We start from the raw sequence: 12615 nt of genomic DNA on the forward strand, positions 1-12615 counted from the left end.
CCCTGCCTGCAAGGGTGTGGAGGATTATCCGCGCGGCGTTTCGCGTCAGGAATTGAAACGTTTCGAAGGTGATTTAAACGGCTTCAACAAGCTCGCCGCCAACACCTATTTGCCGCTGTTGAGCCGGTCCTGAATATGCTGGGCGCGCGCGGCGGAGCCCGGATGCGAACTCAGCAGGCTCGAGTTGCCGCCGTCGAGCTTCGCCAGCTTCTGGAACGCGGTGACGAGTGCCTGGCGGTTCTGCCCGTTCTTGGTAAGCAGATCGTAGGAGTAATCGTCCGCGGCGCTTTCCTGCCGCTGCGAGAACTGGGCATTGATAAAGGTCTCGCCGAGTTCGCCGACCTGCGACGACGACAGCGCCGTGAGCGTCGTGTTGCCCAGCGACCCGAGCAGGCCCCGCGCGGCCGCGGTGGAATACGCGACCTGCATCGCGGCCTTGGTATGGCCGAGCGCCACGTGTCCGATCTCGTGGCCGAGCACACCGCGCACCTCGTCGTCGGTCATCAGGTCCATGAGGCCGCTATAGACGCGCACGCAACCGTTGGCCATCGCCCATGCATTGACGTCCTTGGTCATGTAGACCTTGGCATCGAGCGGCAGCCCGGTGTTCTTGAGGCCGGCCATGATGGTGGTCAGCCGCTTGGCATAGGTGCTGTCCGCGGTCGCCACGGTGTTCTTCTTGTCCATCTCCGCGCAGGACTGGTCGGAGAGCTGCTTGACGTTGGCATCGGACAGCGACGCCGCGGAGAACAGGCTGCCGCCGGCCTGCGTGAGCCCATCGTAGTTGGTGCCGGCACACCCGGCCATCAGGAGCGCGCAGCCAAAGGCCGCCGCCGTCGCGGAGATGCGAGTCATGGTCGTTCCCTGAGGTTTGTGTTGTCGTTGGACGGTCCGCCGCACCATGGCGCCGGACCGCAACCCGCAGGATAGACCGTGAGCCAGACGCACGGAAGTAGGCGAAGTCTGACAAACGGCTGGCACGCCACGTGCCCGTGCATGGCGCTAGGTCGGGTCGGCCATGCCATCGAGCGCGGCGATGGCGTCATCGGGCAGCACCAGTTCGGCGGATGCGAGGTTTTCGCGCAAATGCAAGACCGAAGACGTGCCCGGAATCAGCAGGATATTGGGCGATCGTCGCAGCAGCCACGCCAGCGCGACCTGCATCGGTGTGGCCTGCAATCGCGTGGCCACCTCGGACAGCGTCGCCGACTGCAACGGCGAGAAGCCGCCCAGCGGGAAGAAGGGCACGTAGGCGATGCCCTCGCGCGCCAGGGCATCGATCAGCGCATCGTCGGCGCGATGCGCAAGGTTGTACTGATTCTGCACGCAGACAATCTGACAGATGCGCTGCCCTTCGCCGATCTGCGTGGGCGTGACGTTGCTCAGGCCGATATGGCGGATCAGCCCGCGCTGCTGCAGTTCGGCCAGCACAGTCAGGGGTTCTTCGAGCGAACCTTCCGCCGGGCCGTGCACGCTGAACATGCTGCGCAGGTTGACGACGTCGAGAACGTCCACGCCAAGGTTGCGCAGGTTGTCATGGACGGCCTGCGACAGATCTTCTTTCGACATTGCCGGAAGCCAGGACGCGTCGGCGCCGCGCTTCGCGCCGACCTTGGTCACGATGGTCAGATCCGCGCGATACGGATGCAGGGCCTGGCGGATGATCTGGTTCGTGATGTGGGGCCCATAGAAGTCGCTGGTGTCGATGTGGTTGACGCCTAGTGCGATGGCTTCCCGCAGCACGGCGAGCGCGGCATTGCCGTCCCTGGGCGGGCCAAAGACGCCCGGCCCGGCCAGCTGCATGGCGCCGTAGCCAAGGCGGTTGACGCGGCGATTGCCGAGAGCGTATGCGCCGCCCTTCGTGATGTTGTCGATGTTCGTCATGTGGATTCTCCCGATGGATATCGAGAATGTAGGTGCCATGACCCTGTGCGACAATGACCCATAAACCGGACGGGCTGTGCGGAAACCCGAACAATGAAACATGACCTGAACGATCTGAATGCGTTTGTCGCCGTGGCGCGTGCAAAAGGTTTTCGAGACGGCGCGCGGCTCGCGGGGGGCAGCGCTTCGAGCCTGAGCGAGGCCGTGCGCCGGCTCGAGGCGCAACTCGGCGTGCGCCTGCTCAACCGCAATACGCGAAGCGTGGTGCCGACGGAAGCGGGGAGCCGGCTGCTGGAGCGGTTGACGCCGGCGCTCGACGAGGTCGAGGCCGCGATCGACGTCGTGAACCAGTTCCGCAACCGGCCGATGGGCACGCTGCGGCTCAATGTGCCGGTCAGCGCCGCGAGGCTGGTCTTGCCGTCGATTCTTCCGGGTTTTCTCGCGGCCTATCCGGACGTCCGCGTCGAAGTCATCACCGAGGAAAGCTTCGTCGATGTGATTGCGGCCGGCTGCGATGCGGGCATTCGCTACGAGGAGCGACTGGAGCAGGACATGATCGCCATCCCGATCGGTCCGCGCGTGCAGCGCCTGGCGACCGCGGCCGCACCCGCGTATCTGTATAGCCGTGGCCGCCCGAAGCATCCGAAGGAGCTGCTGGACCACGCGTGTATCCGGGGCCGTTTCAGCAGCGGCGCGATCTATCCCTGGGAGTTCGGTCGCCATGGCAAGACGGTGACCATCAATCCTGACGGCCCGCTGCTCGTGCATGTCGGGGGTGGCGTCGATCTGGCCGTGGATGTGGCGATCGCGGGCACCGGCGTCATCCATCTGTTCGAGGATTGGCTGCGCCCGCACTTTGCTACCGGCGCGCTCGAACCGATCCTGGAGCCGTGGTGGACATCGTTTTCCGGGCCGTTCCTCTACTACGCCGGCCGACAGCTGGTGCCCGCGCCACTGCGGGCGTTCATCGACTTCATTCGTGCGATGCCGTCCCGGCCGGCGCCAGCACCAGCGCCGCCAGCACCGGTACCGAAAGCGAACGCGCGCGCCAGACGTTAAAAAGCCGTCCCGGCTTGCGCTGGGACGGCTTTCGAATTGGTGCCCGGGGTCGGACTCGAACCGACACGCCTTGCGGCGGGGGATTTTGAGTCCCCTGCGTCTACCTGTTTCACCACCCGGGCCTTGGGTGGGGCCGCTGCCAATGCAGTGCCCGCGATGAATCGGGGATTATGCCGGAAATCGGGGGGCGGAACAACGGGATTGGCGGTCAGCGGCCGCGGCGGGCGTTGGTGGTGCGGTTGCGGTCGTAGAAGCCCGGCGGCTTGCGCGCGATCCAGCGGATGAAGGCGGCGATGACCGGGTGGGCGCGCAGCGTGGGCCAGTCGTGATAGGTGGCCGCGAGTTCGGGTTCCGTAAAGACCGAGTGGATCTTCTGGTGGCAGATACGGTGCATGGGCACGACCTCGCGGCCGCCCTGGCTTTTCGGGATCGGGTGGTGCAGATCGGTGCTGGCGTCTTCGAGCAGCGGACGGCCGCATAGCGGGCAGCGCGCGTTGGCCGCCACCGGGATCGCGGGTGGGCCGAGTTGATCGTGCGCGTTGGCGCGGAGCCGGCGTTTGACGACCATGGCGGTATCCATGGGAAGGGTTCGAGCGGGTACGTTATCAGATCGTGTAGGATCACAGCGCCACCATCGTGATCTCATGACGAACGGAACCGCCATGTCTGCCCATCCCACCCTGGCCAGTCTCGCCGAACTGCCCTCGCAGGATCCTGCCTTCTATGCGCACGCGTACAACAACCGCGCGCTCGTGCCCGATCATCCCGTGCATATGGCCCGATGGGCAGCGGACTCCGCGCTCGTGCGCGCGCGTGTCACGTTTCGCGAGGGGCTCGGCTATGGCGACCCCGATTCCCCGTACGCCGACGCGGAGACGCTCGATTATTTTCCCGCGGTGACCAGCGTCGATTTCGCGCGGCCGCCGCTGCTGGTGTTTATTCACGGCGGGTACTTCCGCTCGCTCGACAAGAGCGACCACAGCTTTGTCGCGACGCAGCTGCCGCGCAAGGGCGTGTCGGTCGCGGTGATCAACTATTCGTTATGTCCGGCGGTCAGCGTCGAGACGATCGTGCGGCAGGTCCTGCAGAGCGTGGCGTGGCTCTACCGCGAGGCCGATGCGCTGGGGCACGACCGCGACCGCATCTATCTGGCGGGCCATTCGGTGGGCGGGCATCTCGTGGCGATGCTGATGGCGGCGCTCTGGCCGCAGTTCGGCGCGGACCTGCCGGCCGATCTGGTCAAGGGTGGGATGTCGATCAGCGGGCTGTACGACCTCGAGCCGCTGCGGCGCGCCGAATTCCTGCAGACGGATCTGAAGCTCAGCGCGGCTGACGTCGAGCGGCTCTCGCCGGCCTACCTGAAGCCCGCGACCGATGCGCCGTTCATCACGGCCGTGGGGGAGCTCGAGTCGAGCGAGTTCCATCGCCAGAAGGCGCTGATCCGGGCAGCCTGGCCCGACAATGTGCGCGAGGACATTCCGCTGCCGGGCCGGCACCATTTCAACGCGCTGGACGACCTTGCGCGCGAGGGCACGCCGTTGCTGCGCGCGACCCTCGCGATGGTGGGCGCGGTCTGATTACTTTCCGTTCTGCTGTTCGAGCACGCGCAGCAGCGAAGACGTATCGTCCTTGCCCCAGCCGTTGTCGATAAGCTTGTCGAGTTGCGCCGCGGTGGCGCGCATCGCGGGCAGCGGCAGCCCGAGTTCTTCGGCGATACCGTTGGCGAGGCCGAAATCCTTGTAGTGCAGGCGCGCTTCCATGCCCGGCGCGAAATCGCGCGAGACCATCTTCGGTCCGAGCAGATCGAGCATGCGGCTGCCCGCGAAGCCGCTGGCCATCGCGTTGAACACGCGCTGCGTGTCGACGCCCTGCGCGCCCGCAAAGCGCATCGCTTCCGCAATGCCTTCGATATTGACGACCTGCGCGATCTGGTTGCACAGCTTGGCCACCTGGCCCGCGCCATGATCGCCGATGTAGTTGATATGCTTGCCGATGACGGCCAGCAACGGGCGCACGCGCTCGAGCACGGCTTCGCTGCCACCGACCATGATCGTCAGCGTGGCCGCCTGCGCGCCGATCACGCCGCCCGACACCGGGCAGTCGAGCGCCTCGATGCCGCGCGCGGCAAGCGCCGCCGCGATCTCGCGCGTGACGATCGGGGAGATCGTGCTGTGGTCGATGCAGATCGTGCCCGGCGCGGCGCCGTCCACCACGCCGTTCTTGCCGAGCAATACCTCGCGCACGTCCTCGGACGATGTCACGTTGGTAAAGACGACCTCGGCGCCGCGTGCCGCTTCGGCGTGAGAGAAGAACGGTTCGGCGCCGAGCGCGCGCGCCGCCTCGGCGGCTTCCGGCCGGCGCACGGAGGCGCGCACGGTATGGCCGGCTGCGATCAGATGGCCGACCATCGGCGCGCCCATCACGCCGAGGCCAATGAATGCAACGGTAGTCATGAAACGGTCTCCACGTTCTAGGCTTTGGCGCGCAGTTTCCAGAGCGACGTCACTTCGGCCACGCGCGCGGCGTGCAGCGGATCGTCGGCATCGGCGGCCTTCGGGTGGCGCGGACGGATATCCGAGCGGCCGGCCACGACGAGCCCCGCCGCATCGATCCAGCCCTGCAGTTCCTCTCGCGTGCGCAGGCCCAGATGCTCGGCAAAGTCCGAGAGCAGCAGCCAGCCTTCGCCGCCCGGCTCCAGATGCGCGGCCAGTCCCGCGAGGAAACCGCGCAGCATGCGGCTTTCCGGATCGAACACGGCGTGCTCGATCGGCGAGCTCGGCCGGGCGGGCACCCATGGCGGATTGCAGACCACGAGCGGCGCGCGGCCGGCCGGGAACAGATCGGCTTCGGTGACTTCGACGCGGTCCGCGTAACCCAGCTGCGAAAGGTTTGCCCGCGCGCAGCCCAGCGCGCGCGGATCCTGGTCGGTGGCCACCACGCGCCGCACGCCGCGGCGCGCGAGCACGGCGGCGATCACGCCGGTACCCGTACCGATATCGAACGCGAGCGACTGCTTCGCCAGCCCGGCGGGCAGCGGCTCGGCGGCCACGAGATCGAGATATTCGCCGCGTACCGGCGAGAACACGCCGTACCACGGATGGATGCGGTCCTCGAGCGCCGGCACTTCCACGCCCTTGCGGCGCCATTCGTAGGCGCCGATCATGCCGAGCAGTTCGCGCAGGGAGGCCACGTACGGGGCATCGGTCTCGCCATGGACCTGCACGCAGGCCTCGTGCACATCGGGCGCGCGGCGCAGCGGCACCACGTGGTCCGCATCGAACGGAATCAGCAGCATGCCCAGCGTGCGCGCGCGCTGCGACTGCGCGAGCCGATGCAGATGGAAGGCCTCGGTCACGCTCGCGGGAGCCTTGGCCCCCTTGGGCGCGCGCCTGGGCTTGCGGTCCGTGCGGCGGGCCATGGCCTGCAGCAGCTGGCGCGCGTTCTGAAAGTCCCCGCGCCACAGCAGCGCGGTGCCCTCGCAGGCGAGACGATAGGCGGTATCGGCCGACGTGGTGTCGTCGGCGATGACCACGCGCCTGGGCGCGGGCACACCGGCCTCGGAGCGCCAGCGCGCCTGGCGCTCGGCACCGTCCTCGGTCCAGTGGATGATGGGTTCGGATGAATGGGTGGACATACTCAAGTCAACAGGGGCAATCAGAGCTCGTAGGCTTCGTGGTCGCCGGACATCGCCTGCTCGACCAGCTTGCGGTTCAGCGTGGGCGAGAACAGTTCGATGAAGGTGTAGACGAAGCTGCGCAGGTAGGCGCCTTGCTTGACGGCCAGATGGGTCACATTGGTACCGAACAGGTGGCCGGCCGGAATGCCACGCAGGTTGCGGTCGCGCTCGGGGTCGAACGCGACGCCCGCGACGATGCCGACCCCGAGGCCGATCTCGACGTAAGTCTTGATCACGTCGGCATCGACGGCCTCGAGCACGATGTCCGGCTGCAGCTGTCGCAGCTCGAACGCCTTGTCGATCTTGGGCCGGCCCGCGAAGTTCGGGTCGTAGGTAATGAGCGGGAAGGCCATCAGATCCTCGATCGTCAGGTGCTTGCGCTCGAGCAGCGGATGGTCGGGTGGCGTAACCACCACATGTTGCCATTGATAGCCGGGCAGGGACACGAGGCCGCGGTCGCGCGAGATCCCTTCCGTCGCGATCGCGATGTCGGCCTGGTCGTGCAGGACCATGTCGGCGATCTGGGCCGGGTTGCCCTGCTGGATGGACAGGCGGACCTTCGGGTAACGCTTGGTGAACTCGCCGACCACGCGGGGCAGGGCATAACGGGCCTGCGTGTGCGTGGTGGCGATGGTGAAGTTGCCCTGATCCTGTGCCGCATAGTCCTTGCCGACACGTTTGAGGCTCTCCACCTCCTGCAAAATCTTCTCCACGGAGGTCAGGATGCGCCGCCCCGGCTCGGTCAGGCTGCGAATCCGCTTGCCGTGGCGTGTGAAGATATCGACACCCAGCTCCTCTTCCAGCTCGATAATAGCCTTCGAGACGCCCGGTTGTGACGTATAAAGCGCTTTAGCCGCCTCGGTCAGATTGAAATTCTGACGGACGGCTTCACGGACGAATCGGAACTGGTGCAGGTTCATATAACTTCGGTCGTATAAACAAACAACTTCTTATTAGTTTGAGATATGAGGCCAGTTTATTACGATTTGCGAACTTTGTTAATGAATGGCCCAGTGTCTTCGCGCGCCGCCCCCCGCAGGCGCCCGAGCATCCCGGCAAGGGGCCTCGCCGAGAGCTTGCATGTCCCTCGCCTATACCGTTTCCGGTCTGCTGGTCGGTCTCCTCGTCGGTTTGACCGGCGTGGGTGGGGGTTCGCTCATGACGCCGCTGCTGACGCTGCTGTTCGGCTTCTCGCCCGCCACGGCGGTCGGCACTGACCTCGCCTTCGCCGCCATCACCAAGGGCTTCGGCACGATCGCGCACCGCGCGCATGGCCACGTGCAGTGGCACGTGGTGCGCCGCCTCTGCATCGGCAGCCTGCCCGCCGCGGTCGCGGCCATCCTTGTCCTCAAGAGTGCCGGCGAGCTCGACGCCCAGTGGCTGCACGCGATCCGCCTGACCATCGGCGTGTCGGTGCTGCTGACCGTCGCCTCGCTGCTGTTCCGCAAGCAGATGCTCGACTGGCTCGCGCGTCATCCCCGTTTCCAGCTCGAAGGCCGCGCGCAGACGATTGCGACGGTCATCGTCGGCGCCGTGATCGGCGTGCTCGTGACCGTGTCGTCGATCGGCGCGGGCGCGGTCGGCGCGACGCTGATCCTGCTGCTGTACCCCCATATGAAGCCGGCCGAAGTGGCCGGCACCGACATCGCGTACGCGGTGCCGCTGACCGCGCTGGCCGGCCTTGGCCATGTGTGGCTCGGTACCGTGCACTGGAACCTGCTCCTCGCGCTGCTGGTGGGCTCGATCCCCGGCATCTGGCTTGGCGCGCAACTGTCGCGGGCACTGCCCGAGCGGCTCGTGCGCGCGGCCCTGGCAACGACCTTGACGCTCGTCGCGATCAAGCTCGTCTCCTGAGCGCCCCCGATTAAACGACGAATACTGAACGGACCCACACCATGTATCAGTACGACCAGTATGACCAACGCATCGTCAACGAACGCGTTGCCCAGTTTCGTGACCAGGTACAGCGCCGTCTCTCCGGCGAACTGACCGAGGAAGAATTCCTGCCGCTGCGGCTGCAGAACGGCCTGTACATGCAGCGCCATGCGTACATGCTGCGCGTGGCGATTCCGTATGGCCTGCTGTCGTCGAAGCAGCTGCGCATGCTCGCGCATATCGCGCGCACGTACGACCGCGGCTACGGCCATTTCTCGACGCGCCAGAACATCCAGTACAACTGGATGGACCTCGAGCGCGTGCCCGACGTGCTGGCCGACCTCGCCAGCGTCGAGATGCACGGCATCCAGACCTCGGGCAACTGCGTCCGCAACATCACGACCGACCACTTCGCCGGCGTGGCGCCGGACGAGTACGTCGATCCGCGCGTGCTGGCCGAACTGCTGCGCCAGTGGAGCACGTTCCAGCCCGAATTCGCGTTCCTGCCGCGCAAGTTCAAGATCGCGATCAACGCCTCGGCGACCGATCGCGCCGTGATCCAGATGCACGATATCGGCATCGAGGCCTACCGCAACTCGGAAGGCGAGACGCGCCTGCGTATCTGGGCCGGTGGCGGCCTGGGCCGCACGCCGATCCTCGGCACCGTGATCAAGGAAGACCTGCCGTGGCAGCACCTGCTGTCGTACGTCGAGTCGGCCATTCGCGTGTACAACCGCTATGGCCGCCGCGACAACAAGTACAAGGCGCGTATCAAGATCCTCGTGAAGGCCATCGGCGCGGAGAAGTTCGCCAAGGAAGTCGAGGAAGAATGGCAGTTCAGCAAGGACGGTCCCGGCACGATCACGCAGGAAGAATTCGACCGCGTGGCGCAGTACTTCGCGCCCCCGGCCTACGAGAAGCTGCCCGATACCGATGCGTCCTACGAAAAGCATTTGCTCGAGGACAAGGCGTTCGCGCGCTGGGTCAGCCGTAACGTGCATGGCCACAAGGTGACGGGCTATGCGGCCGTCACGCTGTCGACGAAGCCCGGTCCCGCATCGCCCCCGGGCGACGCCACCGACGTGCAGATGGATGCGGTGGCCGATCTGGCCGACCGCTTCGGCTACGGCGAACTGCGCGTGGCGCACGAGCAGAACCTGATCCTGCCGGACGTGAAGAAGCGCGACCTGTTCGACCTGTGGCAGCTCGCGAAGAAGGCCGGCCTGGCCACCGCGAACATCGGCCTGCTGACCGACATCATCGCGTGCCCGGGCGGCGACTTCTGCTCGCTGGCCAACGCCAAGTCGCTGCCGATCGCGGCCGCGATCCAGGAGCGCTTCGAGGACCTCGACTACGTCTACGACCTCGGCGAACTCTCGCTGAACATCTCCGGCTGCATCAACGCCTGCGGCCATCACCACGTCGGCAATATCGGCGTGCTCGGCGTGGACAAGGACGGTTCCGAGTGGTACCAGGTGACGCTCGGCGGCGCGCAAGGCAACAACGCGGCGCTCGGCAAGGTCATCGGCCCGTCGTTCAGCGCCGAGGAAATGCCCGATGTGGTCAGCCGCATCATCGACACGTTCGTCGCCAACCGCGTCGAGGACGAGCCGTTCATCCAGACGCTGTCGCGCATCGGTATCACGCCGTTCAAGGAACGCGTGTACGCCGACAAGCAGCGCGAGCGCGCCGAAGCCTGAAGACCGGAGAAAACGAACATGGCAAAGATCATTCAACTGCAACGCAGCGCCACGGAAGTGCGTCCGGTCATCGTCGACGACAACTGGACCGTGCTGCGCGCGACCGAAGCGGAACCGCTCGACGAGGCGCGTATCGCCGCCGCCGCACAGGGTAAGGACGCCGTGCTGTTCCCGCTGTCGGTATGGAAAGCCAGCGAAGCGCTGCTGGCTGGCCGTGACCCGGCCATCACCGGCGTGTGGCTGGCCCCGGAAGACGAGCCGGCCGATGCCGAGGTCCTGTTCAAGCAGGTTTCGGTGGTGGCGGTGGACTTCCCGGTGTTCCGTGATGGCCGCGGCTTCTCGACGGCCTATCTGCTGCGCACGCGCTATCACTGGGCGGGCCAGCTGCGCGCCATCGGCGACGTGCTGCGCGACCAGCTCAACTTCATGAAGCGTTGCGGCTTCGATGCGTTCGCGGTGCGCGCGGACAAGAACATCGAGGACGCGATCAAGGGCTTCACCGAATTCACCGTGGCCTACCAGGCGTCGGTGGATGAGCCCCTGCCGCTGTTCCGCCGCGCCCGCGCGGAGGTAACGGCGCACGGGGCTGCGCATCAAGGCGGGGCGGCATGAGCGTCGTCCTGTCAGACATTCCCGTTGTCGATGCCTCCGCGGAGGTGTCGTCCCTGCGTCCCCCAGCGCTGTGGACGATGCCCCTGTACACGGGCTCGATCGAGGCCCTCGAGGCCAAGGAACAGGCGCTGGCCGAACGGCTGGCGGGCATTGCGTCGCGCTTTTTCCGCGCGCGCTTCGCCACGAGCCTGGCCGCCGAGGACATGGTGCTGACGGACGCGATCCTGCGCGGCAACGAAGGCGTGCGCGCGGGTATCCGCGTGTTCACGCTGAACACGGGCCGCCTGCATGCCGAAACGCTGGCGGTGCTGGACAAGGTGCATGCGCACTACGGCTACGTGATCGAGCAGTTCACGCCCGATGCGGAAGCGGTCGAGAACTACGTGAAGCGCCACGGCGAGAACGCGTTCTACGAGAGCGTGGACCTGCGCAAGTCCTGCTGCGGCATTCGCAAGGTCGAGCCGCTCAACCGCGCGCTGTCCCACGCCGATGCGTGGATGACGGGCCAGCGCCGCGAGCAGGCCGTCACGCGCCTGGAGCTGCCGTTCGAAGAGATGGACGATGCGCGCGGCATTCCGAAGTTCAACCCGCTGGCGGACTGGAGCGAGGCCGAAGTCTGGGCCTACCTGACGCGCCACAACGTGCCCGTCAACGCGCTGCATGCCAAGGGTTACCCGAGCATCGGCTGCGAGCCGTGTACGCGCGCGACCAAGGCCGGCGAGGATGTACGCGCCGGGCGCTGGTGGTGGGAGTCGAAGGACTCCAAGGAATGCGGGTTGCACGAACAGAACATCAAGCATTAAAACGAGGCCACACGACATGGGCATCATGAACGAAATCGCCGAAGCAGAAGTTACCGCCAACGTTGCCAGCAACGTCGAGCACCTGCTGCAGGTACAGAACGACCACCTCGACCGGCTGGAAGCCGAGTCGATCTACATCATCCGCGAGGTGGTGGCCGAGTGCCGCAATCCCGCGCTGCTGTTCTCGGGCGGCAAGGATTCGATCGTGATGCTGCACCTGGCGCTCAAGGCGTTCCGGCTCGGCGATCGCAAGACCGAACTGCCGTTCCCGCTCGTGCATATCGACACGGGCCACAACTATCCGGAAGTGATCGCGTTCCGCGACCAGCGCGTGGCCGAGATCGGCGCGCGCCTCGTGGTGGGCCATGTCGAGGACTCGATCAAGCGCGGCACCGTGCGCCTGCGCAAGGAAACCGACTCGCGCAATGCCGCGCAGGCCGTGACGCTGCTGGAAACCATCGAGGCGCACAAGTACGACGCGCTGATGGGCGGCGCGCGCCGCGACGAAGAGAAGGCCCGCGCGAAGGAGCGCATCTTCTCGTTCCGCGACGAATTCGGCCAGTGGGATCCCAAGGCGCAGCGCCCGGAACTGTGGAGCCTCTACAACGCGCGCATGGCGCAGGGCGAGCAGATGCGCGTGTTCCCGATCTCGAACTGGACCGAGCTCGACGTGTGGCAGTACATCGCGCGCGAGAACCTGGCGCTGCCGCCGATCTACTACGCGCACCAGCGCGAGGTCGTGCGTAAGAATGGCCTGCTCGTGCCCGTGACGCCCATCACGCCGAAGCAGGATGGCGACGAGAGCGAAGTGCTGTCGGTCCGCTTCCGTACCGTGGGCGATATCAGCTGCACGTGCCCGGTGGCGAGCACGGCGGCTTCGCCGGTGGAGATCATCGCGGAAACCGCGGTGACGGAGATCACCGAGCGTGGCGCGACCCGCATGGACGACCAGACCAGCGAAGCATCGATGGAACGCCGCAAGAAAGAAGGCTACTTCTGATCGCGA

General features: G+C 66.2%; 13 protein-coding genes and 1 tRNA gene. 7 read left to right on the forward strand and 7 right to left on the reverse strand.

Features of this window, described 5'->3' with window-relative positions:
* Positions 1-105 precede the first annotated feature (105 nt).
* The gene (locus FOB72_RS01075; RefSeq protein ID WP_150370845.1) at positions 106-855 is read right to left on the reverse strand and encodes a M48 family metallopeptidase; all 750 of its coding nucleotides are present in this window, start codon (positions 853-855) and stop codon (positions 106-108) included.
* 147 nt (positions 856-1002) lie between these two features.
* Entirely contained in the window at positions 1003-1884 is an 882-nt protein-coding gene (locus tag FOB72_RS01080) for an aldo/keto reductase family oxidoreductase (RefSeq protein WP_150370846.1), read from the reverse strand.
* Between the two features lie 93 nt (positions 1885-1977).
* On the opposite strand from FOB72_RS01080, the gene FOB72_RS01085 reads away from it, so the two are divergent.
* The gene (locus FOB72_RS01085) at positions 1978-2943 is read left to right on the forward strand and encodes a LysR family transcriptional regulator (protein ID WP_150370847.1); all 966 of its coding nucleotides are present in this window, start codon (positions 1978-1980) and stop codon (positions 2941-2943) included.
* Positions 2944-2980: 37 nt separating this feature from the next.
* Here the strand turns inward: FOB72_RS01085 and FOB72_RS01090 are convergent.
* Positions 2981-3065, reverse strand: a tRNA-Leu gene (locus FOB72_RS01090).
* Positions 3066-3151: 86 nt separating this feature from the next.
* Positions 3152-3511, reverse strand: a complete 360-nt coding sequence (locus tag FOB72_RS01095) for an HNH endonuclease (RefSeq protein ID WP_150370848.1) — start codon at positions 3509-3511, stop codon at positions 3152-3154.
* A gap of 94 nt (positions 3512-3605) precedes the next feature.
* On the opposite strand from FOB72_RS01095, the gene FOB72_RS01100 reads away from it, so the two are divergent.
* Positions 3606-4520, forward strand: a complete 915-nt coding sequence (locus FOB72_RS01100) for an alpha/beta hydrolase (RefSeq protein WP_150370849.1) — start codon at positions 3606-3608, stop codon at positions 4518-4520.
* On the opposite strand, the gene FOB72_RS01105 is transcribed toward FOB72_RS01100, so the two are convergent.
* The 3 genes from FOB72_RS01105 to FOB72_RS01115 are packed head-to-tail and all read right to left on the reverse strand — an operon-like array spanning position 4521 to position 7539.
* The gene (locus tag FOB72_RS01105) at positions 4521-5396 is read right to left on the reverse strand and encodes an NAD(P)-dependent oxidoreductase (RefSeq protein ID WP_150370850.1); all 876 of its coding nucleotides are present in this window, start codon (positions 5394-5396) and stop codon (positions 4521-4523) included.
* Positions 5397-5413: 17 nt separating this feature from the next.
* Positions 5414-6577 carry a methyltransferase gene (locus FOB72_RS01110; protein WP_150370851.1) on the reverse strand — a complete coding sequence of 388 codons (1164 nt, stop codon included), beginning with the start codon at positions 6575-6577 and terminating at the stop codon, positions 5414-5416.
* A gap of 20 nt (positions 6578-6597) precedes the next feature.
* Positions 6598-7539, reverse strand: a complete 942-nt coding sequence (locus tag FOB72_RS01115) for a CysB family HTH-type transcriptional regulator (RefSeq protein WP_150370852.1) — start codon at positions 7537-7539, stop codon at positions 6598-6600.
* A gap of 160 nt (positions 7540-7699) precedes the next feature.
* Here FOB72_RS01115 and FOB72_RS01120 point away from each other — a divergent pair, with 160 nt between their 5' ends.
* From FOB72_RS01120 to cysD, 5 genes are read left to right on the forward strand one after another with little or no spacing between them, the layout of a single operon-like run.
* Positions 7700-8473: a sulfite exporter TauE/SafE family protein gene (locus FOB72_RS01120; protein WP_150370853.1), complete on the forward strand. Its 774-nt coding sequence runs from the start codon at positions 7700-7702 to the stop codon at positions 8471-8473.
* Between the two features lie 41 nt (positions 8474-8514).
* Complete coding sequence (locus FOB72_RS01125) at positions 8515-10194, forward strand: nitrite/sulfite reductase (RefSeq protein WP_150370854.1); 1680 nt, start codon at positions 8515-8517, stop codon at positions 10192-10194.
* Between the two features lie 18 nt (positions 10195-10212).
* Positions 10213-10806, forward strand: coding sequence for a DUF934 domain-containing protein (locus FOB72_RS01130; RefSeq protein WP_150370855.1), 594 nt, complete (start codon positions 10213-10215; stop codon positions 10804-10806).
* Entirely contained in the window at positions 10803-11609 is an 807-nt protein-coding gene (locus FOB72_RS01135; RefSeq protein WP_150370856.1) for a phosphoadenylyl-sulfate reductase, read from the forward strand. The genes FOB72_RS01130 and FOB72_RS01135 overlap by 4 nt, the downstream gene beginning before the upstream one ends.
* A 16-nt stretch (positions 11610-11625) precedes the next feature.
* Complete coding sequence (cysD, locus tag FOB72_RS01140; protein WP_150370857.1) at positions 11626-12609, forward strand: sulfate adenylyltransferase subunit CysD; 984 nt, start codon at positions 11626-11628, stop codon at positions 12607-12609.
* Positions 12610-12615: the final 6 nt, after the last annotated feature.

The sequence above is a fragment of the Cupriavidus pauculus genome, from assembly GCF_008693385.1.
Lineage (GTDB): Bacteria > Pseudomonadota > Gammaproteobacteria > Burkholderiales > Burkholderiaceae > Cupriavidus > Cupriavidus pauculus_D.

Bases quoted from the DNA above. Each gene is read 5' to 3' on its own strand.
- FOB72_RS01075 (WP_150370845.1), bottom strand. From the start codon at position 855: ATGACTCGCATCTCCGCGACGGCGGCGGCCTTTGGCTGCGCGCTCCTG.
- FOB72_RS01080 (WP_150370846.1), bottom strand. From the start codon at position 1,884: ATGACGAACATCGACAACATCACGAAGGGCGGCGCATACGCTCTCGGC.
- FOB72_RS01085 (WP_150370847.1), top strand. From the start codon at position 1,978: ATGAAACATGACCTGAACGATCTGAATGCGTTTGTCGCCGTGGCGCGT.
- FOB72_RS01095 (WP_150370848.1), bottom strand. From the start codon at position 3,511: ATGGTCGTCAAACGCCGGCTCCGCGCCAACGCGCACGATCAACTCGGC.
- FOB72_RS01100 (WP_150370849.1), top strand. From the start codon at position 3,606: ATGTCTGCCCATCCCACCCTGGCCAGTCTCGCCGAACTGCCCTCGCAG.
- FOB72_RS01105 (WP_150370850.1), bottom strand. From the start codon at position 5,396: ATGACTACCGTTGCATTCATTGGCCTCGGCGTGATGGGCGCGCCGATG.
- FOB72_RS01110 (WP_150370851.1), bottom strand. From the start codon at position 6,577: ATGTCCACCCATTCATCCGAACCCATCATCCACTGGACCGAGGACGGT.
- FOB72_RS01115 (WP_150370852.1), bottom strand. From the start codon at position 7,539: ATGAACCTGCACCAGTTCCGATTCGTCCGTGAAGCCGTCCGTCAGAAT.
- FOB72_RS01120 (WP_150370853.1), top strand. From the start codon at position 7,700: ATGTCCCTCGCCTATACCGTTTCCGGTCTGCTGGTCGGTCTCCTCGTC.
- FOB72_RS01125 (WP_150370854.1), top strand. From the start codon at position 8,515: ATGTATCAGTACGACCAGTATGACCAACGCATCGTCAACGAACGCGTT.
- FOB72_RS01130 (WP_150370855.1), top strand. From the start codon at position 10,213: ATGGCAAAGATCATTCAACTGCAACGCAGCGCCACGGAAGTGCGTCCG.
- FOB72_RS01135 (WP_150370856.1), top strand. From the start codon at position 10,803: ATGAGCGTCGTCCTGTCAGACATTCCCGTTGTCGATGCCTCCGCGGAG.
- cysD (WP_150370857.1), top strand. From the start codon at position 11,626: ATGGGCATCATGAACGAAATCGCCGAAGCAGAAGTTACCGCCAACGTT.